Origin of the sequence: Achromobacter sp. UBA4530 (assembly GCF_002388205.1) — a bacterium.
Taxonomy (GTDB): domain Bacteria; phylum Pseudomonadota; class Gammaproteobacteria; order Burkholderiales; family Burkholderiaceae_B; genus Achromobacter; species Achromobacter animicus.
Window position 1 is genome coordinate 135,879 of record NZ_DGMA01000002.1, and the last position, 23,118, is coordinate 158,996.

General features: G+C 66.5%; 23 protein-coding genes. 14 read left to right on the forward strand and 9 right to left on the reverse strand.

The annotated features are described in order from the left end of the window. Window positions 1–43 precede the first annotated feature (43 nt). On the forward strand, window positions 44–1,573 hold the full coding sequence (gene norR, locus B2W22_RS01205; protein ID WP_175123039.1) for a nitric oxide reductase transcriptional regulator NorR: 1,530 nt from the start codon (window positions 44–46) through the stop codon (window positions 1,571–1,573). 169 nt (window positions 1,574–1,742) lie between these two features. On the opposite strand, the gene B2W22_RS01210 is transcribed toward norR, so the two are convergent. Further along, window positions 1,743–2,000, reverse strand: coding sequence for a hypothetical protein (locus B2W22_RS01210; protein ID WP_175123040.1), 258 nt, complete (start codon window positions 1,998–2,000; stop codon window positions 1,743–1,745). Between the two features lie 41 nt (window positions 2,001–2,041). Continuing rightward, on the reverse strand, window positions 2,042–2,245 hold the full coding sequence (locus B2W22_RS01215; RefSeq protein ID WP_129242965.1) for a cold-shock protein: 204 nt from the start codon (window positions 2,243–2,245) through the stop codon (window positions 2,042–2,044). A gap of 360 nt (window positions 2,246–2,605) precedes the next feature. Between B2W22_RS01215 and B2W22_RS01220 the strand changes: the two genes are divergently transcribed. After that, on the forward strand, window positions 2,606–3,082 hold the full coding sequence (locus tag B2W22_RS01220; RefSeq protein ID WP_175123041.1) for a hypothetical protein: 477 nt from the start codon (window positions 2,606–2,608) through the stop codon (window positions 3,080–3,082). Window positions 3,083–3,190: 108 nt separating this feature from the next. Continuing rightward, window positions 3,191–4,477, forward strand: coding sequence for a hypothetical protein (locus tag B2W22_RS01225; protein WP_286935961.1), 1,287 nt, complete (start codon window positions 3,191–3,193; stop codon window positions 4,475–4,477). A 35-nt stretch (window positions 4,478–4,512) separates the two neighbouring features. On the opposite strand, the gene B2W22_RS01230 is transcribed toward B2W22_RS01225, so the two are convergent. Both B2W22_RS01230 and B2W22_RS01235 read right to left on the reverse strand, forming a co-directional pair. Further along, a complete protein-coding gene (locus B2W22_RS01230) occupies window positions 4,513–4,866 on the reverse strand; it encodes a hypothetical protein (RefSeq protein WP_286935962.1) in 354 nt (117 codons plus the stop codon). Between the two features lie 75 nt (window positions 4,867–4,941). After that, window positions 4,942–5,844, reverse strand: a complete 903-nt coding sequence (locus B2W22_RS01235; protein WP_286935963.1) for a LysR family transcriptional regulator — start codon at window positions 5,842–5,844, stop codon at window positions 4,942–4,944. Between the two features lie 101 nt (window positions 5,845–5,945). On the opposite strand from B2W22_RS01235, the gene B2W22_RS01240 reads away from it, so the two are divergent. The 3 genes from B2W22_RS01240 (at window position 5,946) to B2W22_RS01250 (ending at window position 8,768) form a co-directional block, all read left to right on the forward strand. Next, window positions 5,946–7,277: an arylsulfatase gene (locus tag B2W22_RS01240; RefSeq protein WP_175123044.1), complete on the forward strand. Its 1,332-nt coding sequence runs from the start codon at window positions 5,946–5,948 to the stop codon at window positions 7,275–7,277. 41 nt (window positions 7,278–7,318) lie between these two features. Next, window positions 7,319–8,287, forward strand: a complete 969-nt coding sequence (locus tag B2W22_RS01245; protein ID WP_175137286.1) for a tripartite tricarboxylate transporter substrate binding protein — start codon at window positions 7,319–7,321, stop codon at window positions 8,285–8,287. Between the two features lie 76 nt (window positions 8,288–8,363). Then, a complete protein-coding gene (locus tag B2W22_RS01250) occupies window positions 8,364–8,768 on the forward strand; it encodes a GCN5 family acetyltransferase (RefSeq protein WP_175123046.1) in 405 nt (134 codons plus the stop codon). Between the two features lie 25 nt (window positions 8,769–8,793). Here the strand turns inward: B2W22_RS01250 and B2W22_RS01255 are convergent, their stop codons facing one another. Together B2W22_RS01255 and B2W22_RS01260 are read right to left on the reverse strand one after the other, a co-directional pair. Then, a complete protein-coding gene (locus B2W22_RS01255) occupies window positions 8,794–9,534 on the reverse strand; it encodes an SDR family oxidoreductase (RefSeq protein ID WP_175123047.1) in 741 nt (246 codons plus the stop codon). A gap of 41 nt (window positions 9,535–9,575) precedes the next feature. Further along, complete coding sequence (locus B2W22_RS01260) at window positions 9,576–10,916, reverse strand: CitMHS family transporter (RefSeq protein ID WP_175123048.1); 1,341 nt, start codon at window positions 10,914–10,916, stop codon at window positions 9,576–9,578. Window positions 10,917–11,159: 243 nt separating this feature from the next. Here B2W22_RS01260 and B2W22_RS01265 point away from each other — a divergent pair, with 243 nt between their 5' ends. Genes B2W22_RS01265 through B2W22_RS01275 form a run of 3 tightly spaced genes read left to right on the forward strand, consistent with a single transcriptional unit; the run spans window position 11,160 to window position 14,381 of the window. Further along, the gene (locus B2W22_RS01265; RefSeq protein ID WP_175184198.1) at window positions 11,160–11,864 is read left to right on the forward strand and encodes a response regulator transcription factor; all 705 of its coding nucleotides are present in this window, start codon (window positions 11,160–11,162) and stop codon (window positions 11,862–11,864) included. A 14-nt stretch (window positions 11,865–11,878) separates the two neighbouring features. After that, entirely contained in the window at window positions 11,879–13,318 is a 1,440-nt protein-coding gene (locus tag B2W22_RS01270) for a sensor histidine kinase (protein WP_286935965.1), read from the forward strand. Then, window positions 13,311–14,381, forward strand: a complete 1,071-nt coding sequence (locus B2W22_RS01275; RefSeq protein WP_286935966.1) for an ABC transporter substrate-binding protein — start codon at window positions 13,311–13,313, stop codon at window positions 14,379–14,381. The genes B2W22_RS01270 and B2W22_RS01275 overlap by 8 nt, the downstream gene beginning before the upstream one ends. A gap of 19 nt (window positions 14,382–14,400) precedes the next feature. Here B2W22_RS01275 and B2W22_RS01280 read toward each other — a convergent pair whose 3' ends face one another. Both B2W22_RS01280 and B2W22_RS01285 read right to left on the reverse strand, forming a co-directional pair. After that, the gene (locus tag B2W22_RS01280) at window positions 14,401–15,177 is read right to left on the reverse strand and encodes an SDR family NAD(P)-dependent oxidoreductase (protein ID WP_286935967.1); all 777 of its coding nucleotides are present in this window, start codon (window positions 15,175–15,177) and stop codon (window positions 14,401–14,403) included. 25 nt (window positions 15,178–15,202) lie between these two features. Then, window positions 15,203–15,946, reverse strand: a complete 744-nt coding sequence (locus tag B2W22_RS01285) for an SDR family oxidoreductase (protein ID WP_286935968.1) — start codon at window positions 15,944–15,946, stop codon at window positions 15,203–15,205. Window positions 15,947–16,111: 165 nt separating this feature from the next. Between B2W22_RS01285 and B2W22_RS01290 the strand changes: the two genes are divergently transcribed. The 5 genes from B2W22_RS01290 (at window position 16,112) to B2W22_RS01310 (ending at window position 21,859) form a co-directional block, all read left to right on the forward strand. Then, complete coding sequence (locus tag B2W22_RS01290; RefSeq protein WP_175184193.1) at window positions 16,112–17,080, forward strand: AraC family transcriptional regulator; 969 nt, start codon at window positions 16,112–16,114, stop codon at window positions 17,078–17,080. A gap of 62 nt (window positions 17,081–17,142) precedes the next feature. Then, window positions 17,143–18,831, forward strand: a complete 1,689-nt coding sequence (locus tag B2W22_RS01295; RefSeq protein ID WP_286935969.1) for a DUF6138 family protein — start codon at window positions 17,143–17,145, stop codon at window positions 18,829–18,831. 296 nt (window positions 18,832–19,127) lie between these two features. Beyond that, complete coding sequence (locus tag B2W22_RS01300) at window positions 19,128–20,213, forward strand: LuxR family transcriptional regulator (RefSeq protein WP_286935970.1); 1,086 nt, start codon at window positions 19,128–19,130, stop codon at window positions 20,211–20,213. A gap of 284 nt (window positions 20,214–20,497) precedes the next feature. After that, window positions 20,498–20,830, forward strand: a complete 333-nt coding sequence (locus B2W22_RS01305) for a DUF4148 domain-containing protein (protein WP_286935971.1) — start codon at window positions 20,498–20,500, stop codon at window positions 20,828–20,830. A 207-nt stretch (window positions 20,831–21,037) separates the two neighbouring features. Beyond that, window positions 21,038–21,859, forward strand: coding sequence for a hypothetical protein (locus B2W22_RS01310; RefSeq protein WP_286935972.1), 822 nt, complete (start codon window positions 21,038–21,040; stop codon window positions 21,857–21,859). A 12-nt stretch (window positions 21,860–21,871) separates the two neighbouring features. Here B2W22_RS01310 and B2W22_RS01315 read toward each other — a convergent pair whose 3' ends face one another. Continuing rightward, complete coding sequence (locus B2W22_RS01315) at window positions 21,872–22,921, reverse strand: hypothetical protein (protein ID WP_286935973.1); 1,050 nt, start codon at window positions 22,919–22,921, stop codon at window positions 21,872–21,874. Window positions 22,922–23,118: the final 197 nt, after the last annotated feature.

Genomic DNA, 23,118 nt, shown 5'->3' on the forward strand with positions numbered 1-23,118 from the left:
AACAGGAGGGTTCTATTCACCTTGCAACGGTAGAATTCACCCCATGCAAAATCTCCTGCTCGCGGACCTGGTCGCCGACCTGCCGCCCGCCATCCGGCTTCAGCGACTGGTCTCCAGCCTTCGCACCCATTTCCGTTGCGGCGCGGTCGCACTCTTGCAGCTTGAAGAGGACCATCTGCGCCCCATCGCGGTGGACGGCCTGACCCAGGACGCGCTGGGCCGCCGCTTCGCCGTGCAGCAGCATCCGCGGCTGGCGGCCATCCTGGGACGGCGCGGCGTCACCTGCTTTCACCACGACAGCACGTTGCCGGATCCCTACGATGGACTCATCAATGGCATGGCGGGCGAACCGCTGCCGGTGCACGACTGCATGGGCACCAGCCTGCACATCGAGGGCAAGACCTGGGGCGTGCTGACGCTGGACGCGCTGGAGGTCGGCACGTTCGACATGGAGGCGCAGGCCGACCTGCGCGATTACATCGTGCTGCTCGAAGCGGCGCTCCGCACCACGCGCCTTGAAGCCGAGATCCGTGCCCTGCGCGTGGCGCGCGGGCAGGCGCCGGCGGACAGCGCCGCTCCGGCCAGCAGCGACATCCTGGGCCAAAGCGAATCCATCGGCCGGCTGCTGCACGAGATCGAAGTCGTGGCCGATTCAGAGCTGCCCATCCTGCTGCTGGGCGAGACCGGTGTGGGCAAGGAGCTGTTCGCGCATCGCGTGCACGGGTTGTCGCGCCGCCGCGACCGGCCCCTGGTGCATGTGAACTGCGCCGCACTCCCGGAATCCCTGGCCGAAAGCGAACTGTTCGGCCACGCGAAAGGCGCCTTTTCAGGCGCCGTCGCCGACCGCCCCGGCCGCTTCGAAGCCGCCAATGGCGGCACCCTGTTCCTGGACGAAGTCGGCGAACTCCCGCTGCTGGTGCAGGCCAAGCTGCTGCGCACCCTGCAGAACGGCGAGATCCAGCGGCTGGGCGACGACCGCCCGCGCACCGTGGACGTGCGCATCGTGGCGGCCACCAACCGCAGCCTGCGCGACCTGGTGCGCGCGGGCGACTTCCGCGCCGACCTCTATCACCGGCTGTCGGTCTATCCCATTCCCATCCCGCCACTGCGCGACCGCGGCAACGACATCCTGCTGCTGGCCGGACGTTATCTGGAACTGAACCGCGCGCGGCTCGGTCTGCGCAGCCTGCGGCTATCGCCCGAGGCCGAGGAAATGATGCGGCGCTACCGCTGGCCGGGCAACGTGCGCGAACTGGAACACGTCATCAGCCGCGCCGCCATCAAGGCCGTCAGCCACGGCGCCAGCCGCAACGAAATTGTCACGCTGGGGGCCAAGCTGCTGGATTTGTCCGATGGCGACATGCCCGCGTCGCTGGAGGATGATGCGGCCGAGGCGCCCGATGCAAGCGCACCCTTGCAATCGCTGCGGGACGCGGTGGACGCCTGCCAGCGTCAGGTCATCCGGCGCGCGCTGGATGTCAATCAGGGCAACTGGGCGGTGGCGGCGCGGGCGCTGGATGTGGATCCGAGCAACCTGCATAAGTTGGCAAGACGGCTGGGACTGAAAGCCTGAGGCGGTTCACCGGAATGTTGTGCTGCAGCCGGTATGCCGATCAGAAATTCGTGAAACCAGCGCTACCCAAAATGAAATGGGCCGCCTCGCGTAACGCGGGCGGCCCGGTCTGGCTATTGCGCCGATCATGGGCAACGATTCGCGCTGCCCGGCGGCGCGCATCGCGCCGTCAATCTACCCGGGAATGCGCATCCACCATCAGGCGGCCGTGCGTGATCGCGGCATCGACCGCCATGCCGGGCGTGGCGACGAACCCGCCGGACACGAAAAGCGGCACGGGATGCAGCTCGCCGAGCCGGTCCCGATCACCCGCCAATTCCACGGCCACGGTTGCGGTAAAGGCCGGACGGCGCGCATTGCCGACCGGAACCCGGGACACGCTCGCCGTCAGCCGATAACCCTTGTAGACCATATTGTTATGAAACATGGGACCTCCAATATCTGACCGAAAGGCCTTGCGGCCACCGGTCACAATGCGCGGATCTGCGTTGCGTGCGGACCCTTGGCGCCTTGCGCGGTCACGTAGCTGACGCGCTGATTCTCAACGAGCACCTTGTGACCGTCACTGACGATCTCCGAGAAGTGCGCAAACAGATCCTTGCCGCCGTCCTCGGGCATGATGAAGCCAAAACCCTTGGCATCGTTGAACCACTTCACAATTCCGGTTTCCATTGACGCTTTCCTTTAAATGCGGGCAAACCCGCGAAATGAGGCCAGTCAAGGAAAGGATCGCGAACAATTAGGCGCCCCGCGGAGGGTGCAAGACCGGACGAAAATCACGATGCTCGAAAAGACTCCAGGTCACTATGGGCGGCGTGCGGGGGGAAGTCAACGCGCTTTGTGCTTAATGAGTAACCAATCCACTCAGCGCGCAAGCCGGCTGACAAAAGCGCGTATGCTGGCCGCTTGGTGCTTGAACGCGCGTCGCCTCGCCGTATCGCCATATGAGGAACAACTCGTGGTCATTCAGCGCCAACCCCGGCCGCCAGCCCCCCGCCCCGTCGATCTTCCCGCGATAACGGCGGGCGCTGCGTGAGCGTTTTCAGCAGATCCATCGCCCGATTCGCCAATGCGTGCATCAAGCGCCTTCCTTCGAAGCCACGGCCGCCCGGAGGCCACGGCGACATCCGGCGCGATCCCCGGAGCACCCCGGGTTGCGACCCCGGGTGCGATCCCTATCCCATTCACGCCGCCATTTCGTCGCCATGGCGCATTTACCGCATTTATGCCCGCCCCGGCCATCTGCTACTGCGCAACGAGCAAGGCCACATCCTGAATTTGGGCGTTATGAAAGGCGCTGAACCCAATCTGCGTTACCGGCTGTTCGCGCGCGACCTGCAGGGCCGGGGATTCGCCACGCGAACGCAATTGCTGGACGACATTGCGCGGCGTATCGAAGCGGGCGAAGTCAACCAGGAGTTGCGGACCCTGCCCGCATGGGACAGGCCGCTTGGCGCGGATCTGGACCGCGGCACGCACACGGACGTGTCGACGAAGCTGTCACGATAGCGCGGGCCCGGCACAGCGCCCCTGGGTCCGGCCGCGGCCTGCGCCTCCGGTCCGCGGCAAGCGATGCCATCGGATATCCTCCCCGCTCGATCAATTCTGGACCGGCCGATGAAAACCGCCACCGAGATTCTTGACGCCTATGAGCGCCTGGGCTGGAAGAACAACGACCCCATGGCGCAAATGCTGCAATTGCGGCGGGATGCGCCCGCCGCGTTGGCCGATCTGGTCCTGCAGGCACTGGACAGGCCGATCAAGCACGCCACCTTCATTGACGCCGCGCTCGACCTGATGGACGACGCGGCCTACGTGGCCACGGTTGGCGAAGTCTGGCGGCGCGGCGCGGATTCCGAACTGGCGCGCGCGGTCCTGGATTCCGCAGCGGTCCAGCACCCTGAAGCCTTTGCCCGAGACTGGGAGCGGCTGCTGACCGCCGTGCAGGACGACGACGGCGGTCCGGAATACGCGGCCGATCTCGCATGGCGCGCCCTGGACGACGCCACGCTGCTCGACTGGCTGCACCGGCTGGACGACGACCTCGCCGAAGGCAGTCCAGGACGCGCGCGCGCAGTCGCGTTGCTGCGGTCGCGCCGGCCGCAGACGGTATACGCGGCCTGGCGTCGCCTGTTTCCCGAGGCCGACGCCCCCGATGCCGCATCGTGGTTGCAGCAAGCGGGCTATGCGGAACACGGAGGGGGCTTGCGCGCGTTGCACGGCGAACAGCCGCTGCACATCGGTTTTAGCGCTGCGCAAAGAAAATCCATGCTGGCGCAACAGCCGGCATGGCGGCGCGAGATGCAGCGCGCGCATCCCACCTGGAACCCCGAATCAACGGACCGCGCGCAAGCGCGCATGGGCGGCACGTCGGCAAACCGCTGCGGCCTGTGCCACGGCCCCTTGCACCGGCTGCTGGCGATTCAGGATGCCGCCGCAGCAGGCATCGATAATCACAGCGCCATCGAATTCGCGACCTGCCTGTCGTGCCAGGGTTGGGAAACCGACGGCGCCCTTTTCTTTCGCCACGCCGAGGACGGCGCGCCGCTTATGCACCCCAGCCAGCAGCGCGACGCCCCCTTGACGCCGGACTTCGTCGCGAGTCCGCTGCTGGAAGCCGGCGTGACGCTGTTCAAGGCGCCGGCGCGCTGGCATTGGCAGGACTGGGGCGAGTCCAATGGCCGCCAGAACCTCAGCCGGGTCGGCGGCGCACCGAGCTGGGTGCAATCCGCCGACTACCCGGCGTGTCCCGACTGCGGCGAGGACATGCCTCTGGCCATGCAGTTGGACTCCGGCCTGCCGCAAGAGGACGGTGGTGAATGGCTGTGGGGCAGCGGCGGCTGCAACTACACCTTCTGGTGCGCCGCCTGCCGCGTCAGCGGGCACCTCTGGCAGTGCACCTGACGCGCGCTCGGCAACTGCATTCCGCATTAGGGCCGTCAGCCCTTGGGCATTTCGCGCTTCAAGCAGGCATTGACCACATCGGTCACGCCCTTGCTCAGCCTTTCGCTGTCCGGCGTGGCGCTCTTGGTCGCCAGCAGCTGATCCAACTGCTTGAATTCCTCGTAGGGCACGGACTTCTGCAAGCCGTCGACCATGCAATTGCAATAACTGGCGGCCTTCGCGTCGACTTCCGGCGACGCCTGGACCCTGGATTTAAAACCGGCGACGCACGAGCTGTAGGTCTCGCGCTGGACCTCGGGCGGATAGGCGTCTTTCTTGCCGCACGCGGCAAGCGCCGCCAGCGACAGCAGCCCCACGCCCGTCGCAACCCGCAATGACGTTCCAGCCATGAACCCCGCTCCTGATGATTTGAAAGCGGACCATTGTGGCACAGCCGAAAACCGCCGTTGCGCCAGTCGCCGTGCTCAGGCCATGCCCGCTGCGCAATCCAGAATGGCGCGCCGGAATTCATGCATCAGCGGCGACCAGGCGGTCCCCTGCCGGGAAATCAGTGCAATGGCGCGCGGCAGCGGCCGGCCAAGCGCCACAGGTAGCGCGACGACGTCCGCCTCAGTCTCAAGCGCGCTTTGCGGCAGCAGCGCCAGCAGATCCGTCTGCGCCAGCAGCTCCAGCGTGCCCTTGGAAAAGTGCTCGACCTCCAGCGCCGCGGCGGGCAACGGCAGGCTGCTTTCCGCGTACCGCGAATCCAGGGCCTTGCGGGCAATCGAGGAAGGCTTGGGCAGAATCCACCGCAGGTCCGCCAGATCGCGCAATGCCAGTTTGCGGCGCGTGGCCAGCGGATGGTGGCGGCTGGCCGCCACGCAAAGGCGGTCTTCCATGATCGGTTCATGGTGCAGGGTCGAAGGCACGTCCGCATAGATGGGCGTCACGGCCAGGTCCAGCTTGCCGCTGGCGACCTGCTCGTTCAGGTCATCCGATAACCCCTGCGTCAATTGCACCCGCAGCGCCGGTCGGCGCGGCAGCAGGTGCCGCATCGCGGGCATCGCCACGCTGTTGACGGTCGCGCCCGTTACCCCCACGCGCAGCAATCCCGCCTGGCCCACCCGCAATTCCGCCGCGTGGCGCATGGCGTCCCGGTACTCGGCCCAAAGCCGTTTGGCATGCTCCAGGAACACCAGCCCGGCGGACGTCAGGCGCAGCCCACGGCCGCTGCGGTCCAGCAACGCCAGCCCCGTATCGGCCTCCAGCCGCTGCAGCGATTTCGACAATGCCGGCTGGCTGACGCCGAACGACGCCGCGGCGCGTTCCAGGTTGCCGTACTCGACGGCGGCGAGGAAATATTCAATATCCCGCAGCGACAGATTCATAACCGAAGTTCATTCATTTATGTACTTTCGGGAATATAACGGCGGCCTCGCCCTCCTAGAATCCTGGGATCAACCCGAGCATTCACCGAGGCGAGAGCACAATGGAACACAAGCCGAACATCGTCTTGATCGTGGCCGACAATCTGGGATGGGGAGAACTTGGCTGTTACGGCGGCGGCGCCCTGCGCGGCGCACCCACCCCGAACATCGACCGCCTGGCAACCGAGGGCCTGCTGCTGCAGAACTTCAACGTGGAAAGCGACTGCGTGCCCACGCGCTCGGCGCTGATGAGCGGGCGTCACCCCATCCGCACGGGCTGCCTGCAATCCGTCCCGCCCGGCCTGCCGCAAGGGCTTACGCGCGACGAGATCACGCTGGCGCAACAACTGTCGGGCCAGGGCTACGCCACCGCGCATTTCGGCAAATGGCATCTGGGCGACATCCCCGGCCGGTATCCCAGCGACCGGGGTTTTGACGAGTGGTACGGCATCCCGCGCACCACCGACGAAAGCCAGTTCACGTCGTCGATCGGCTTCGATCCCACGGTGGCGGACATTCCGCACATCATGCAAGGCGAAGCCGGCGGGCCGTCGGAGAACGTCAAGGTCTACGATCTGGACACGCGGCGCGGCATCGACGCCGAACTGGTGGACCGGTCCATCGGATTCATGCGCAAGCATGCCGAGGCGGCGCGCCCGTTCTTCCTGTATCTGCCGCTGGTGCATCTGCACTTTCCCACCCTGCCGCACCCCGACTTTGCCGGGCGCACGGGCGCGGGCGACTTCGCGGACTCCATGGTCGAAATGGACCATCGCGTCGGCCAGATCGTGCAGGCCGTAGACGAGCTGAACCTGCGCGAGGACACCGTGTTCATCTTCTGCAGCGACAACGGCCCCGAATACCGCAAACCGTACCGCGGCACGGCGGGTCCCTGGAGCGGCACCTACCATACCGCCATGGAAGGCAGCCTGCGCGTGCCCTTCATCATCCGCTGGCCCGGCCGCGTGCAGCCGGGGCAAGTATCCAACGAGATGGTCCACGTGACCGATCTGTACACCACGCTGTCCCGCATCGGCGGCGCCGACATTCCGCGGGACCGGCCCATCGACGGCATCGACCAGACCGACTTCTTTACCGGAGCCAGCGCGAAATCCCTGCGTGAGGGATTCCTGTTCTACATCAAGGGCGACCTGCGTGCCGTGAAATGGCGCGACTGGAAGCTGCACTTCTACTGGGAGCCCGAGGTCAACGAGGGCAAGGGCAAACTGGAATCCCCGTACCTGTTCAATCTGCTACAGGACCCCAAGGAGGAGAGCGACATTCTCATTTTCAATACGTGGGTGCTCGGCCCCATCCTGAAAATGGTGCAGGCGTTCAACCAGTCGTGCGCCGAACATCCGAACACGCCGCCCGGCAAGCGGGATCCCGGCTGAGCGAAAGACGAATCACCGATAGCAGAAATCAAGGGGAAAACATGAAATTCGCTATCCAATGCTGCGCGATGCTTCTAAGCATCGCCATGCCCGCCGCGGCCGCCACGGCGGCCGACAGCAATTCTCAATGGCCGGCCAAACAGATCACGTGGGTGGTGGGCTTCGTGCCCGGCGGCACGGCGGACGTGCTGACCCGCATCGCGGCGCAGGAGCTGGCGCGCCAGACCGGCCTGAACGTCATCGTGGAGAACCGTCCCGGGGCCTCGGGTGCGATCGCCCTTCAACTGGTCGCGCGCAGCAAGGCCGCCGACGGCTATCTGCTCACCGTGCCGGGACCGCTCATCTACCCGACGCCGCAACCCGACATCGGCCGCGAGCTGGCCCCCGTGATGCTGATGGCGCAGGGCCCCATGGTCATCGTGGGCCCTGCCCGCAACGCCAAGAACAGCCTGCAGGACGTGCTGGCCGATGCCCGCCGCCAACCCGAAGCCTGGAGCTATGGCAGCTCGGGCAACGGCACGTCGCAGAACCTGGCGGGCGAGTTGCTGAATCAATACGCCGGCACCCGCATCGTGCATGTGCCGTACAAGGGCGGCGGCCAGGCGGTGGCGGACGTTGCCGGCGGACAGATTCCGCTGGCCATCCTGGGATCCGCGCCGGTCATGCCGCAGATCAAGTCCGGCGCACTGAAGGCTTACGCCGTGACCACGCCCTATCGCCTGGACAGCCTGCCCGACGTGCCCACGGTGGAAGAATCAGGATTCAAAGGCTACGCCGCGACGCAATGGTTTTCGGTGGCGGCCAGCAATGCCATCACGAGCGACCAGCTTGAACCCATCAACGCCGCGCTGCGCGCCGCCGTCGCCACGCCCGCGTTCAAGGCGGCGGTCGACAACGCCGGCATGCTGGCCGGCGGCGGTTCGCGGGAAGACCTGCTGAAATTCATCCAGGCGGACAACGCCAAATGGAAGGCCCTGATCGACAGCGGCGCGGTGAAGCTGGCGAATTGAGCGGCGTGGCGCCTGAATGCGCTAAGGTGTCGGCCTGCCACAATCCGCAGCGCTTCAACCTTATCCGCCGCTCACCATGACGCCACCTCTTTCCTCCGCCCACCCCGTCGCCATCGATCCTGATCAGGTGGGCGAATACCCCGCCATGACCAAATCGGGCGGCGGCTATTTCTACGACGACGTCCTGGAATATCGCGTGTGGGTGCACCCGCATGCGGGCGGCGAAGACCTGCATGAGGGCGACGATTACTACTACGCCTTTGACACCTTCGAAGACGCCGCGGCGTTTTCGCAAGACACGCCGGGCGCGGAACAACCATTGGTGCTGGTGCGGCAGCTGGAGTCCATCAACGAGCCTACGCCGGGCGTCTTTGAACACCACACCGCAGAACGCATCACCGAATGGCGCGTGGAATGGCTGGCCGACAGCAAGCGCACCGCGACCTCCATCGCCGACTTCCTGAAAAGCCGCAGCGTCTGACCTGCGCGGGCCTGACGCCTCGGCATCAGCTCATGTACACGCCACCGTTGATGGCGTAGTTGGCGCCGGTGACAAACGCGGCCTCGTCAGACGCCAGCCACACGCACAACCCGGCCAGGTCCTGCGCGGTGCCCAGCCTGCCCACCGGCACGCTTTCCACGATGCGGTCCAGCAGCGCCGGCGGGAACGCGCGGACCGTGTCGTCGGCGATGAAGCCCGGCGACACCAGGTTCACCGTCACGCCGCGCGCCGCCACTTCCTGCGCGAGCGAGCGCGTGAAACCAATGACTGCACCCTTGGCGGTCGCAAAGTTGATCTGGCCGATCTGGCCTTTCTCGGCTGCCACCGATCCGATGTTGATGATGCGCCCCCAGCCGCGGTCCGCCATGCTGTCGACGACCTGCTTGGTGCTGTTGAAGAGCGTATCCAGATTGCTGCGCAGGACGGCCGACCAGTCGGCGTGGCTCATCTGCCGAAAACGCATGTCCAGCATCGAACCGGCGTTGTTGACCAGCACGTCGATCTGGCCGACTTCGCGCCGGACCTTGGCAAAGGCAGCCTCGGTCGACGCCCAGTCGGTGGCGTCGCCTTCCGAGGCGATGAAGTCGTAACCCAGCGACTTCTGTTCCTTCAGCCAGTGGTCCTTGCGGGACGAGCGCGGACCGCAGCCGGCGACCACGCGATGGCCGGCGCGATGCAGCGCCTGGCAGATCGCGGTGCCGGTGTGGCCCATGCCGCTGGTGACGTAAGCGATGCGCAAAGCCATGGTGCTTCCTTTCAAAGTCATGCGGCTGGCGCCGCGGGGAATCAGGCGGCCGCGCCCACCAGGGGGAACAGGCCGAACGCCAGGGCGGCCGCCAGCATCACCATGCAGACCATCGTGGCCCACTTCAGCGCATAACGCTGGTGGTCGCCGAACTCCACGCCGGCCAGGCCGACGAGCAAGTAGGTGGACGGCACGAGCGGGCTGAGCAGGTGGACCGGCTGGCCGATCAGCGAGGCGCGCGCCATCTCGACGGGCGTGATGCCGTAGCCTTGCGCGGCTTCGCTCAGGATGGGCAGCACGCCGAAGTAGAAGGCGTCGTTCGACATGAAGAACGTGAACGGCAGGCTGACCAGCGCGGTGATGCCCGCCAGATACGGTCCCAGCGCGTCGGGAATAACGGCAAGCAGGCTGCGCGACATGGCTTCGACCATGCCGGTGCCGGACAGGATGCCGGTGAAGATGCCCGCCGCGAAGATCAGCGACACCACCGACAGCACGTTGCCGGCATGCTGCGCCACGCGGCGGCGCTGCTCGGCCAGGTTCGGGTAGTTGATGATCAGCGCAATCGCGAAGGCGATCATGAACAGCACGGGCAGCGGCAGCACGCCCAGCACCAGGCTCACCATCAGCGCCAGCGTCAGGCCGGCGTTCACCCACAGCAGCTTGGGGCGGCGCAGGTCGTGGTCGACCTCGATCTCGGGCAGGTTCTTCGGACCATCTTCGTCGTAGCCCGCATGCAGCGACGCGCCCTCCGGCAGCGCCAGCACGCCCAGACGGCGGCGCTCGCGCAGGCCCAGGAAGAACGCCAGGATCAGGATCGCCACGATGGACACGCCCATCACCGGCACCAGCGGCACGAAGATGTCGCCCGCGTCCACGTGCAGGGCGCTGGCGGCGCGCGCCGTGGGTCCGCCCCACGGCGTCAGATTCATGACGCCGCTGGCCAGCATCGCCAGGCAGGTCATGGACAGCGCGTTCATCTTCAGGCGGCGGTACAGCGGCAGCATCGACGCCACCACGATCATGTAGGTAGTGGAGCCGTCGCCGTCCAGCGAGATCACCAGCGCCAGCACGGTCGTGCCCACCACGATCTTCAGCGGATCACCCTTCACCGCGCGCAGGATGCGGCCGACGATGGGGTCGAACAGGCCCGCGTCGATCATCACGCCGAAATACAGGATGGCGAACATCAGCATCACGCCGGTCGGCGCGATCTTGCGGATGCCGTCCAGCATCATCTTGTCGATGCCTGCGCCAAAACCGCCCAGCAGCGCAAAGATAATGGGGACAAGGATGAGGGCGACAAGCGGCGACAGGCGCTTGGTCATGATCAGCGTCATGAACGTGATCACCATGCCGAAGCCAAGCAGGGTCAGAAGCATGAGGGTTATCTCCAGTTAGTCGTTGTTATGTGTGCCTGCCTCCGGCTGGGGAAGCGGGTACGCAAGACTAGGAAGAAAAGCTGTCTGGAACCTGTCGTTTTTGTTGGCCGCGGCGAGACATTCGCCGCTTCGGAAGTCCTTTTCCCGCCGGGCCGCCCCAAGGGAAAAGCGCCCCCCCGGGGGGCAGCTAGCGTGCGAAGCGCGCGCGGCGTGGGGGCTGTCCATCATGCGACAATCGGCGCTATGCGCATCCTGGTAATCGAAGACGATGAGGATTTGTCCGACGCACTTGTGCGCCGGCTGCGCCGTCTCGGCCATGCCGTCGACAGCCAGAACGACGGGCTGAACGCCGACGGCGTGCTGCAGTACGAGACCTTCGATCTCGTCATCCTGGACATCGGCCTGCCGCGCATGTCGGGCTTTGACATCCTGCACCGGCTGCGCGATCGCGGCAGCAAGACGCCCGTCCTGGCGCTGACCGCGCGCATCGACATCGAAGACCGCGTGCACGCCCTGGATACCGGCGCGGACGACTACCTGGCCAAGCCCTTCGATTTCCGTGAACTGGAAGCCCGCTGCCGCGCGCTGCTGCGCCGTCCCAGCCCGCAAGCCACCGGCATCCTGCGGTTTGGCGACCTGGTCATCGACAGCGCGGCGCGGCAGGTCACGCTGGCCGGCCGGCGCATCGACCTGCCCAAGCGCGAATTCAGCCTGCTCGAAATTTTGCTGGCCGGCATGAACCGCGCCGTCAGCAAGTCGGAGATCGCAAACAAGCTGTTCGCGTTTGACGACGACGCCGCGCCCAACGCCATCGAGGTCTACATCGCCCGGCTGCGCCGCAAGCTGGAAGGCTCGCCGCTGCGCATCGAGACGCAGCGCGGCACCGGCTACCTGCTGACGGCGGCCGACGGCGCGGACGGCGAGTCCTCGGCACCGCCGCTTCCGTAGCGGCCCGCCACGCCATGAACCTGCCGCGTTCCGAGCAGCCTCGCCGCATTTCCGTGCGCCGCCGCCTGCTGACCGTGCTCGGCGCGCTGTTCGCGGTGGGACTGGGCGCGATCTACCTGCTGGTGCGCGGCTACGCGCACCAGACCGCCGACACCACCTACGATCAGCTACTGCGCGCGTCCGTGCTGTCCATGGCCGACAGCCTGCAGCTCGTGCAGGGCGAGTGGCAGATGGACATGCCCTACGCGGCGCTTGCGCTGCTGGAACAGGCGCCGCGCGACCGCGTGTTCTACCGGGTGGCCTCGGCGCGCGGGGCGCTTATCTCGGGGTACGGTGACCTGCCCGCGCCGCCCGCGCGCGGCAACGCCGACGCCAGCACGCCGCAGCTCTATGCAACCGAATACCAGGGCGAACCGGTGCGCGTCGCCTGGATGGAACGCAAGGTGGCCGGCCCGCAAGAGACCGAGACCGCGATCATCCAGGTCGCCCAGACGCGCGAGGCGCGCAACGCGCTGGCCGACCGCATCCTGTGGCAAGGCACGCTGGCGTTGATCGGTTTTACCGCCGCCGCGCTGGCGCTGGCGTATTGGGGATTGCAGCGGTCGCTGTCGCCCATCCAGCGGGTCGAGCGCGAACTGGCCGGGCGCACCGCATCGGACCTGCATCCCATTGCTGCGCCGGTGCCCGAGGAACTGGACATGCTGGTTCACTCGCTGGATGGCTTCATGGGGCGGCTGTCGGAAAACCTGGACACCCTGCGCCTGTTCATCGCCGAGGCCGCGCACCAGCTGCGCACCCCGCTGGCCGCGCTGCACGCGCAGATGGAGCTTGCACTGGACGAAGACGATCCGGCCGAGCAGCGGCGCAGCCTGCTGGCCGTGCTGCGCAACGCCGAAAAGCTGTCGCGCCTGGTCAATCAGCTGCTCAGCGACGCCAGCGTCATCCATCGCAGCAACGTCCGGCAGTTCCAGCCCGTCGACGTGGCCGAGCTGCTGAGCCAGGCCGTGTACGACACCGTCCCGCAGGCGGACCCGCAGCCTGATGTCCGGCTGCATCTGCCGTCCGCCAACGGCGGCAATCCGCCGCGCGTCATGGGCGACAACCTGATGCTGCGCGAGGCCTTCAAGAACCTCATCGACAACGCCTTGCGGCACGGTGCCAATGACGATGGCCACATCGACGTGCGGCTGGATCCGCACGACGGTGGCTGGCGCGTCACGGTGTCCGATCAGGGGCCGGGGATTCCGCCGGCGCTGGCCAACACAGCATTCGAACGGTTTGCGCGCGGCCCCAATCCCCGCTCGCCAGGCGCCGGCCTGGGTCTGTCCATCATCAAGCGCGTCGTCGACATCCACGGCGGCACGCTCAGCCTGAGCAACCGCGTGGGCGGCGGGCTGGACGCCGTCATCACGTTGCCCGCAACCGCTTTGCCCGCGAAAGCCGATCATGCGTGACGCCCGCTCCATCCTGCGCGGCCTGGCCGCGATCGCCGCGCTGACGCTGTCCGCGATCAGCCACGCCGCCGAACTGAGCGGCAGCGGCCTCACGCTGGGACCGGCCGACAGCAGCAACGTGCTGGTCGTGCACGCGTCCAACAGCGTGCAGGTGTTTCGCGGCGTGCTGGAAGACTTCAGCAGGTTGAACCCATCTGTCCGGCTGGAATACACCGAGCTGTCGACGCAGGATCTCTACAGCGACACCGTGGCCCGCGCAGCCACAGCGCCCGCCGTCCCGTCAGGGCCGGACATCGTCATCAGCAGCGCCATGGACCTGCAGACCAAGCTGGTCAACGACGGCTACGCGCGCGTGCACATATCGCCGCAGACGCGCGCCCTGCCCGGCTGGGCCAACTGGCGCGATGAGGTCTTCAGCATCGGCACCGACCCCATCGTGATGGTCTACAACACGCGCAAGCTCGATGCGGCGCGCGTGCCGCACACCCGCCGCGAACTGCTGTCGCTGCTGCAGGCGCCCGACCAGCCGCTCGCCGGCCGCATCTCCACCTACGACGTGCAGGGCAGCGGCATCGGCTATCTGGCGGCTACGCAGGACACGCGGCTGGACAGCATGGCGGGCGCGCTGCTTGGCGCCTTCGGCCGCAACGGCGTGTCCATCCACGAGTCCACCGAACACGCGCTGGACAAGCTGGAAAGCGGCGACGTCACGCTGGCCTACAACCTGCTGGAGTCCTATACCCGGCACCGCATCGACAACGGCGCGCCGCTCGCCATCATCTACCCGCAGGACTACACGCTGATGCTGTCGCGCTCGGCCATCATTCCGAAGCAGGCGCTGCGCGGCGACCTGGGCGCGCTGTTCCTGGACTATCTGCTGTCGGCGCGCGGGCAGGATGCGCTGGCACGCGAGTCCGGCATGCGGCCGGTCAGCGCATCGGTCGTGCCCGCAGCCGGCGTGCGGCCCGTGGCATTGGGCGTCGGCCTGCTGGTGTATCTGGACCCGCTGAAAAAGCGCCACTTCCTGGACCTGTGGCGCGCGGCGATCTTTCCGCCGCGCTAAGGCCGCACGCACTCTGCGCCTAGCGCAGCGCCACGCTCATGCCGCCGTCGGCCATCACCACCGCGCCGACGATATAGCTGGCTTTGTCGGATGCCAGGAACGCAATCACCTCCGCGATCTCGCGCGGCTCGGCCGCGCGCCGGATCGGCGCGTTCTTGCCGTGCTCGGCCAGGAAGCCCGGACCGTCCGCATGGATGTGGTTGGTGATGTTGGTGACCACGTCGCCCGACCCCACGGCGTTCACCCGGATGCCGTGCTCGATGGCCTCCAGCGACAACGCGCGCGTCAGCTGCGCCAGCGCACCTTTGGAAGCCGCGTAGGCCGCGATGGTCGGAAAGGCCTGGTAGCAGGCGTACGAGCCGACGTTGACGATCGCGCCACGGCCCGCCGGCACCATCACGCGCATCGCTTCACGGGAAAACAGGAAGGCGCCCGTGGCGTTCACGGCAAGAATGCCTTCCCAGTCGTCCAGCGTCATGTCGATCACCGGCTTGTTGATGATGACGCCCGCGTTGTTCACCAGGATGTCCAGCCTGCCGAAGCAGTCCATCGCGGTCTTGACCGCCCGTTCGGCGCTGTCTTCCCGCGAGATATCGGCCACCAGGGGCTCGACGCCGGGCCGCGCCAGCGCGCGCACGGCTTCGTCCCGGTCCACCGCCACGACGCGGGCGCCCTGCGCGTGCAGGAGTTCCAGGGTGGCCAGGCCGATGCCGCTGGCGGCGCCGGTCACGATGGCCGTCCGGCCGGAAAAGGGTTGGTCTGAAAAGGGTTGGTCAGAAATAGTCGTTGCCGTCATGGTTCGATTCCTTATGGTGGTAGGTTCAATGCGGGCTGGCCGTCGGGCGCACCACCACTTCGCTGACGTCCACGTCGTCAGGCTGTTCGATGGCGTAGGCAATGGCGCGGGCGATGGCGTCCGGGTGCAGGGCCACGCGGCGGAACGACTGCATCGCCACGCGCGCGGTGTCGTCGGTAATCGTGTCGGCCAACTCCGATTCAACGACGCCGGGGCAAACCACCGTCACGCGAATCTTGTTGGTCTCCTGGCGCAAGCCGTCCGAGATCGCGCGCACCGCAAACTTGGTCGCGCAGTACACCGCCGCCGTCGGCGACACGGCGAGTCCGCCGATGGAAGACACGTTGATCACCTGTCCGTGCCCCTGGCGCTCCATGCCCGGCAACACGGCGGCTATGCCGTGCAGCACGCCGCGGATGTTCACGTCGATCATCCGGTCCCACTCGTCCACCTTCAGAGAATTCAGCGGCGACAGCGGCATCACGCCCGCGTTGTTGACGATCACGTCCACCTGCCCGTAGGCCGCCTCGGCGCCGCGCACGAAGTCCCGCATGTCCTCGGCCGACGTGACGTCCAGCGCGCGAAACGCTGCCGTACCGCCGTTTGCCCGAATCTCTTGCACCAGTGTTTCCAGCCGGTCCGTGCGGCGCGCCCCGACGTACACGCGGTGGCCCTGCGCGGCCAGCAGCCGCGCCGTGGCCTCGCCGATGCCGCTGCTGGCGCCGGTGATCAGCACCACTTTGGATTGCCGGTTCTGTGTTGCAGTCATGGTCATTTCTCCAAGTCGTTGACGTGACTGAAATGCTAAGGATTGCGGCCGCGCGCGCGAATACCTGCGTCTATCGCACCCTTGCCCATTCCTATTGCGCACCCTGTTCCGCCCCGATGGGCGCCGGTAGAATGTCCCCCACCGGAAACGAACCACGGATGCCCCATGACGCTGCCGTCCAACCCGCTGTCGCGCGAAATGATTGCCCTCATCGACCGCCTGGCGCCCAACGAGGGCTACAGCCTGTCCGCGCTGGACGGCGTGCGCTTCATGCGCTCGGACCGGCCGCTGGGCCGAACGCCGGTGCTTTACGAGCCCGGCATCGTCATCGTGTGCCAGGGCCGCAAGCTCGGCTTTCTGGGCGACGAGACCTACGTCTACGACGCGCAGCACTTTCTCGTGCTGTCCGTACCCCTGCCCTTTTCCACGGAGACGCAGGCCAGCAAGGAAGAGCCCATGCTCGCGGTATCGATACGGATGGATCTGGCGACCGTGGCCGATCTGGTGGTGGCGATCGATAACCGATCGGGCGAAGGTTCCGAAGCCGCAGCGGGCGCCCGCGACGGCGACGCGCCGCTCGGCATCGCCTCGACCCCCCTGTCCCATGAACTGGCCGACGCCACCGTGCGCCTCTTGCGCGCGCTGTGCCATCCGCTCGATGCCGAAATCCTCGGCCCGGCGCTGGTGCGCGAAATCTGCTTTCGCGTCCTGAGCGGCGAGCAAGGCGGCGCCCTGCGCGCCGCCCTGGCGCATCCGGGCCGCTTCGGCCGCGTTGCCCGCGCGCTGCGCCGCATCCATACTGACTATTCCCAGCCGCTGGACGTCACACACCTGGCGCAGGAAGCCGGCATGAGCGTCCCCGCGTTTCACGTCAATTTCAAGGCGGTGACGCAGACATCGCCCATTCAGTACATCAAGTCCACGCGGCTGCATCAGGCCAGGCTCATGATGATCCGCGACGGCCTGACCGCCGCGTCGGCCTCGGCCCGCGTCGGCTACGAAAGCGCATCGCAATTCAGCCGCGAGTTCAAGCGATTCTTTGGCCGCACGCCTGTGGAGGAAGTGCGCGATATGAAGGCGTCGTTCGCGCTGTCGCCCGCGGCCGCCATCGGCGATTTCGCGTCCCGGCACTGACGCGGGCGCGGCGCCTCATCGTGTAGCATTCGGCGCACCTGTTGCCACCCTCACGAATCACGATGTCCCACGAGTCCCGCGCCATTGGCCTGCATCACAAGACCGCCCAGCAGATCCAGGATGAAACGCTTGCCGCCATTCATGGCTGGTTCGACAAGCTGGAAGCGCGCGACGACATCGACGCGATCGTGGCCCGCACACCGCTGCAGGCCGGCATCCACAGCGAGATCCTGCTGGAGTACGAGCCCTCGCGCATCATGTTCGACGTCATGCCCAGCTGGGAGCCCGACGACGAAGACGGCCTGCGCGCCGAAGGCCGTAACGGCCCGCTCAGTCCCGATGAAGTCCACGAATCGCTGGCGCCCGTGCTGCGCGAGGCCGTGCTTGAACGCATCGCCCGGCTTGCCGGCAAACCGCACCTGGACCACCACTTCCGCTTTCGCGCGCAGTTTCCCACCACCGAGGGCCGGCTGCGCCTGACGCTGGTGGACCACACCGACGAGGCCAAGCAGCAAGGCCTGCGCGAACGCGTTGCGCAATACGTAGACCAGGAAGTGCTGAACGGCGCCCAATCCACCGGCCGCCTGCACATCAGCCTGCTGTGCCGCCATCTGCTGAACGAACGCCTGTTTCCCAAGTTCGATTACCCCTGGCTGATTGCCGTCTTCACGCGCGTGCTGGCGCTGAACGCGGGCCAGGAGTCGCTGGCCGAGCAGCGGGGCTCCATCATCCACGCGCTGCGCCGCTGGTCCGAGGAACAGTATCTGCCGCGTTATTTCGACGTGTCGCAGAACGCCTTCCGCACGAACACCTACAAGCTCAAGCCCGGCGCAACGCTGGATGCCAACGACCGCGGCATCGACCTGCTGCTGTATGCGGCAACGCTGATCCTGCGCTTTGAACCCGGCTATGCGCGGCCGCTCGGCCTGACCTTTCTGGAACTGGCGCGCGATGTCGGCAGCGCGCGCGCCGAAACCATGCTGGCCAGCGGCAGCGGCGCCATTCCCGCCGATTGCACGCGCCTGGCGACCGACACCGTCACCTGCGCCGCCAACGACGTACTGGCCACCGTGTCCATTGCGATCCGGCAGGAGTCGCCGGCGGCCTACTGCCTGGCGCTGGACTTCCTCGCCAGCCTGTTGCGCGCGGGCTTTCCGGCCGGCTACCGCATCGAACTGAAAAGCCGTGCACGCCACTACCTGCCCATCAAGGGCCTGGCCAAGTCCGACACGCATCGCTTTTTTGCCAACGCCGCGCAGCATCCCGAGGCGCACGATGCGCTGGCGCGCTATGCGCACGCCGCCATCCAGCCCTACGAATGGTATTCGGATGCGGAGGCCGAAAAGGCCTGCCTGTCCGGCACGTATGCGACGTTTGCGCTGGGTCTGGCCGACGCCGGCCACTTTGCGCTGCTGCGCCACTACATGGATCTGGTGGACGACGAACATCAGTCAGTGCAGGACCGCTACACCACCGTGTTTCTCGAACAGCATGGGCTGACGCCGCAGACCCTTGCCACCGTCGTGGCATGCCTGTGCGTCTGCACCGACGCCTTCAAACCGCCCGCGGGGTTCACGATTGAAGATGCGCCATTGCTTGCGCTGCTGGCTGACGCACTGGCCGCACTGCCCGAGCACCTGAGGGCGCATGTGCGCGAACGGCTGTTCGGATCCGACAAGAAGCTGGCGGCACTGGCGCGCAAGGCGGACGAACCGAAAAAGGCGCTGCTGCTGCAACTGCTGGCGCAATAAGCGCGGCGGTGTCACGCGGCGATATGCAGGGGTTTCGCGCCAGTTGAATTTTCCTGGTATCGCCGCATCAACACGCCATTTTCCTTGCGGGAAAGCACAGCAAAATCATCATCGCCCGCAAATTTGCGACGATAATCTGCGCTGGGCCCGCCGCTATCCCTGTACGCTCCCTGCGACGCGCTCTCCGCTTTGATCCGCAGCAGCGGTGCGCCGCCATGTCTTGCCGGCCGGCGCCACCTACCACCATCTGTGACACGTAGCAGCGATTACGTTTGAACCAGAGTTGGAGGCTCGCCATGCCCGATCATCGAATCGCATTGCGCCGCGCCGTCGAGGCCGTCGACCACCTGACCGACCCCGAACCGCCGTGGCGCGACATCCTGGGCACCGCCCGCGATTTTGTCGGGGCCGACAGCGGCGCGCTCATCGTGTTCGACGCCAGGAACAAGCTGCTGACCCTGACCGCCATCGGTTTTTCCGACGCGTGCGTCTCGGATTACCAGGAGCACTACTGCAACTGCGACATCGTTGAGCAGGAGGGGCGCAATGCACCCGCCGGCACCTGGTTGGACACCACGCGGATGTACGAACCCGCGCAGTTGCAGCGCACCGAGTTCTATGCGGACTTCATGGCCCGGCATCGCATGGCGCAGGTGCTGTCGCTCATCATCGAATCGAACACCGTGCTGCACGCCGCGATCGGCTTTCAGCGTTCGTCCATCGACGCGAAGGCCAGCGACCGGCTGCAATCCGGCGACTACGCCCGCTATTTCCGCGCGCTGCGCCACCACTTGTCGCAACGCGAGCGCAACCGCGCAATCGGATGGAAGTCGCTGGAAAGCGCGTTTTCCGATGTCAACGAAGCCGTGCTGCTGATCAGCGTGGATTGCATCGTCGACAAACTGTCGCCGTTGGCCGTGGGCTTTCTGGACGACGTCAACGGCTGGACGCTGCACGGCCGCCGGCTGCGCCATGCGGAAGCCAAGGTGCAACGGCTGTTGGATGCGCACTGTGCCGCCGTGGCGCGTGACGGCCAGATGCGGTCGATGGCCACGGCCTCGGGTTGGGGCGAGCTGTTCTGGGTCGACATCAGCGCCGCGCCGCCTGCGCTCAGCCTCATCGGCGGCCGGATGCTGCTGATGCGAATGCGCAAGAAGAGCGCGTTCGCGATGCCCGACGTCACCAAGCTCCAATCGGTGTTCTCCATCACGCATGCCGAAGCCGCGGTGCTGGCCGGACTGGCCGCCGGTCACAGCGTCGAGGAAGTGGCCACGCTGCGCCACGCCTCGGTCCTGACGGTGCGCAAGCAGGTGGCGTCTCTGCTGACCAAGATGGAGTGCAGCCGCCAATCCGAACTGGTCCGCCTGGCGTCGTTGTTGTAGGCCTGTGCGCCGCTTGGTGTACTCAGATTTGAGTATGCGGCCTGCACCCATGCGGCTCTACGATGAGCACGAAGGCATGAGACCCGGGCCTCCAAGCGCCTGTCGGGTCACCACCCCGTCTGCGCTCGCGATCTGCAGGCCCGCAAACCGGCGCCTGAGCCCGCCGGACCATGACTCCGCCCATCCGGTCCCGCAGCTGCCCTCGGCCGCGTGGCGCTATCGCGCGCGCCCCGAACGGCACCGGTCCCAACGCTGCGCCCCCACGCACCCCCAAGGAGCCCTTCATGAACCCTGTCCTGCCATTCCGCGCCCTTATCCCCGCTGCGCTGGCGGCATTTGCCCTGCTGTCCAGCCCCGCGGGTGCGCAATCCGCCTCAACCGCGCCGGCCACCGCGGCGCCTTCCTCGGACTTCACGCCCACCCGGGCCGACGTCGAACGCGACCTGGCCGCATGGCGCGAAGCCGGGCTGGAAGAACAATGGGCTGGCGAGGAAAGCCCGAACGTCAACTCGTCCACGTACATTGAGGACTACAAGAAATACGAATCCACCGTCCGGACCGGCGGCATGGGCCAGTCGGCAGCGCAGCCCACAAGCGGGTCGGAGCGCAGGTGGTGATGTCTGCAACACGATGACCTCGCGCGGCAACGGGGCTGCCTGCCCCGCCGCGCGACGCCATTTGGCAAATGATCGGCGGATCGGTTTGCATCTGGTAACGAGGGGGATACCATCCCCCTTTATCCTCTGCGGGACACGCTGCGGGCCTGATCCTCCGCCGCCCGCTCGGCCCGCGCCGGCTCCTGCGGCGCGGCCACGACCGACACCATGACCGCCATTACCCACGCCCAGGCGCTGAAGAAACTCGCCGCCGACATCCTGGTCCAGACGCTGGACGAAGACCTTGCGCGCCTGCTGGCAGACACCATGGCGCGCGCCCGCCATGACTCCGCCATTGCGGCCAACCCATCGGACAGCGTACTGACGCGCCTGCTGCGCCGTTGGAACTGCGTGCTGCAGGCGAGCGACGACGCGGCCTCGCCGCTGTATCGCCACAAAACCGCCGTGGCGCTGGCCATCCTGCTGCACAAGTACGGCATCGCCGAAGCCGGTATCGCCGACCGCGCGGATGCCGCCATCGACGCCCTGAACGAGGCCGTAGCCCTGAGCGACGATTTTCATCGCAAGACCGCCGCGATCAAGGCCGCCTTCCTGCACACGCCGCCCGCACCGCTCAAGCGCGCGCCCGGCCTGCCCGACAGCCTGACGTTCTACCGGGCGGGCGATGTGGTGTCATACCAGCTCGACGGCCGCTATCACGCAGCGTATGTCCACCACTGCGCGCAGACCAACCAAAGCCCGGTCATCGAGTTCTATGACGCCGTCTTCGACCATGTGCCCGCCATCGACGAAGTACGCGACAAGCCCGCGCGCGGCCGCCGCTACAACGATGGCAGCGTACAGATCGAACGGATGTCGGTCGCCGGCATGAAGTTCATGCCGGATCCGGCCGGCCAGTTCGTGCTGATCAAGGCCTGCGTGGAAACGCCGCCGGACACCAGCCGACTGGGCAAGCCGGTGGGCCTGTATGCCGTGTCGGACGTCTTCGACCTGCAGGACAGCGTGGACGGGTTGTTCGGACGCAGCTGAACCTGCGCCGGTTCACGCCAGATACGACGCCACTTCCTCCGGCGTCAGATAGCGCTTGAACGTCATCGACGGCTGCTGCGCCTCGTGGATCGCGCCGTTGAAACCCGACCAGTTGCGCTTGGTGCCCTCGTCCGTTTCCAACGCGATCAGCACGCGCTTTCCGTGGCGGGACGGATGGTCGCGCAGCGCGGCTTCGCCCCATGCCCACTTCAGCATGTTCTTCAGCTCGCCTCCGGCATACGCGCCGGCCTGCAACCACTGGAAGTCGGCCGTGTCGCCATCCATGTCCGGCGTGCGCGAGGCGATGTCCCGCTGCACGCGCAGCGCCTGCGCGTGTTCGCCGATCAGGATCTGCAGCAGCGTGAGGGCGTGAAAGGTGTTGTTGATGGCGTGGGCCTCGGCGATGAAACCCGTTCCGGACGCCGGCAGCACGACTACCAGTTCGTCTTCGTAGCTGACGCGCGATGCCAGCCACAGGAAATGCAGCTGGTCGAACGGCAGGCTGTCGTTGAGCGAGGTCATGGCATACAGCAAGGCCATCAGCGCGTCGTCGGCGATGAACGCCTGATGATTGCCACGGTGGCGCAAGAGCATGGTCATCATCGGCAGCACCAGCACGTCCACGGCCGCTTGCAGGGCTTCAACCTCCCAGAATGCGTCCTGCGGCACCGCTGCCAACCTGGCCTGCGCGTCCGTCCAAGCCTGGCGGTCGGTCTCTTCGACCTCCTCGTCGTCCTCTTCGACTTCCTGCGCGCAGAACGGTCGCAGGCGTTGCAGCCAATCGCGCAGCAGTGCGTGCAGCGTGGGAAACAGAATGGCGGGATCGGCGCCGCCCTCCACCAGCGATCCGCCCATCAGCGCAAGCGCCGCAGCATGGGAAGGATGCAGTTGCGGCAGAAGAAGGGCGCAATCCCGCAGGGCCGCAGCAGTGTTCGCCGGGTTGCGGGCATGGGTCAGGAAGGCGCCAACCTCGGGCCGACTGAAGAACTGCTCCATCGACTCCAGGTCATCGGCGGCGAGGATGGGACGGGACAGGCTGCGTGCGAGGTCGGAGATCGGCATGAGGTACGGCAATGGGTGAGGACGGCGAACAGCAAGCGCGCCCGCGGTATTCAGGGCGCCCGAGTTTACCGGCCGGCGCGCGATGTCGTGACCAAAAATTTCATGCCTGATCGCGTCATTAGACGACGTGATGTCAGCCAGGTGCGCTTTCCCCTAGTGACCAGACTTCAACGAAGCGTTACAAGTGCTGCCAGATC

What these genes read in the sequence shown, in the direction of transcription:
- B2W22_RS01260 (WP_175123048.1), bottom strand. Translation starts at nt 10,916, where the DNA reads ATGCTTCTGACCCTGCTTGGCTTCGGCATGGTGATCACGTTCATGACG.
- B2W22_RS01300 (WP_286935970.1), top strand. Translation starts at nt 19,128, where the DNA reads ATGCCCGATCATCGAATCGCATTGCGCCGCGCCGTCGAGGCCGTCGAC.
- B2W22_RS01210 (WP_175123040.1), bottom strand. Translation starts at nt 2,000, where the DNA reads ATGTTTCATAACAATATGGTCTACAAGGGTTATCGGCTGACGGCGAGC.
- B2W22_RS01315 (WP_286935973.1), bottom strand. Translation starts at nt 22,921, where the DNA reads ATGCCGATCTCCGACCTCGCACGCAGCCTGTCCCGTCCCATCCTCGCC.
- B2W22_RS01240 (WP_175123044.1), top strand. Translation starts at nt 5,946, where the DNA reads ATGGAACACAAGCCGAACATCGTCTTGATCGTGGCCGACAATCTGGGA.
- B2W22_RS01275 (WP_286935966.1), top strand. Translation starts at nt 13,311, where the DNA reads ATGCGTGACGCCCGCTCCATCCTGCGCGGCCTGGCCGCGATCGCCGCG.
- norR (WP_175123039.1), top strand. Translation starts at nt 44, where the DNA reads ATGCAAAATCTCCTGCTCGCGGACCTGGTCGCCGACCTGCCGCCCGCC.
- B2W22_RS01215 (WP_129242965.1), bottom strand. Translation starts at nt 2,245, where the DNA reads ATGGAAACCGGAATTGTGAAGTGGTTCAACGATGCCAAGGGTTTTGGC.
- B2W22_RS01235 (WP_286935963.1), bottom strand. Translation starts at nt 5,844, where the DNA reads ATGAATCTGTCGCTGCGGGATATTGAATATTTCCTCGCCGCCGTCGAG.
- B2W22_RS01270 (WP_286935965.1), top strand. Translation starts at nt 11,879, where the DNA reads ATGAACCTGCCGCGTTCCGAGCAGCCTCGCCGCATTTCCGTGCGCCGC.
- B2W22_RS01310 (WP_286935972.1), top strand. Translation starts at nt 21,038, where the DNA reads ATGACCGCCATTACCCACGCCCAGGCGCTGAAGAAACTCGCCGCCGAC.
- B2W22_RS01305 (WP_286935971.1), top strand. Translation starts at nt 20,498, where the DNA reads ATGAACCCTGTCCTGCCATTCCGCGCCCTTATCCCCGCTGCGCTGGCG.
- B2W22_RS01255 (WP_175123047.1), bottom strand. Translation starts at nt 9,534, where the DNA reads ATGGCTTTGCGCATCGCTTACGTCACCAGCGGCATGGGCCACACCGGC.
- B2W22_RS01245 (WP_175137286.1), top strand. Translation starts at nt 7,319, where the DNA reads ATGAAATTCGCTATCCAATGCTGCGCGATGCTTCTAAGCATCGCCATG.
- B2W22_RS01230 (WP_286935962.1), bottom strand. Translation starts at nt 4,866, where the DNA reads ATGGCTGGAACGTCATTGCGGGTTGCGACGGGCGTGGGGCTGCTGTCG.
- B2W22_RS01250 (WP_175123046.1), top strand. Translation starts at nt 8,364, where the DNA reads ATGACGCCACCTCTTTCCTCCGCCCACCCCGTCGCCATCGATCCTGAT.
- B2W22_RS01295 (WP_286935969.1), top strand. Translation starts at nt 17,143, where the DNA reads ATGTCCCACGAGTCCCGCGCCATTGGCCTGCATCACAAGACCGCCCAG.
- B2W22_RS01285 (WP_286935968.1), bottom strand. Translation starts at nt 15,946, where the DNA reads ATGACTGCAACACAGAACCGGCAATCCAAAGTGGTGCTGATCACCGGC.
- B2W22_RS01225 (WP_286935961.1), top strand. Translation starts at nt 3,191, where the DNA reads ATGAAAACCGCCACCGAGATTCTTGACGCCTATGAGCGCCTGGGCTGG.
- B2W22_RS01280 (WP_286935967.1), bottom strand. Translation starts at nt 15,177, where the DNA reads ATGACGGCAACGACTATTTCTGACCAACCCTTTTCAGACCAACCCTTT.
- B2W22_RS01290 (WP_175184193.1), top strand. Translation starts at nt 16,112, where the DNA reads ATGACGCTGCCGTCCAACCCGCTGTCGCGCGAAATGATTGCCCTCATC.
- B2W22_RS01265 (WP_175184198.1), top strand. Translation starts at nt 11,160, where the DNA reads ATGCGCATCCTGGTAATCGAAGACGATGAGGATTTGTCCGACGCACTT.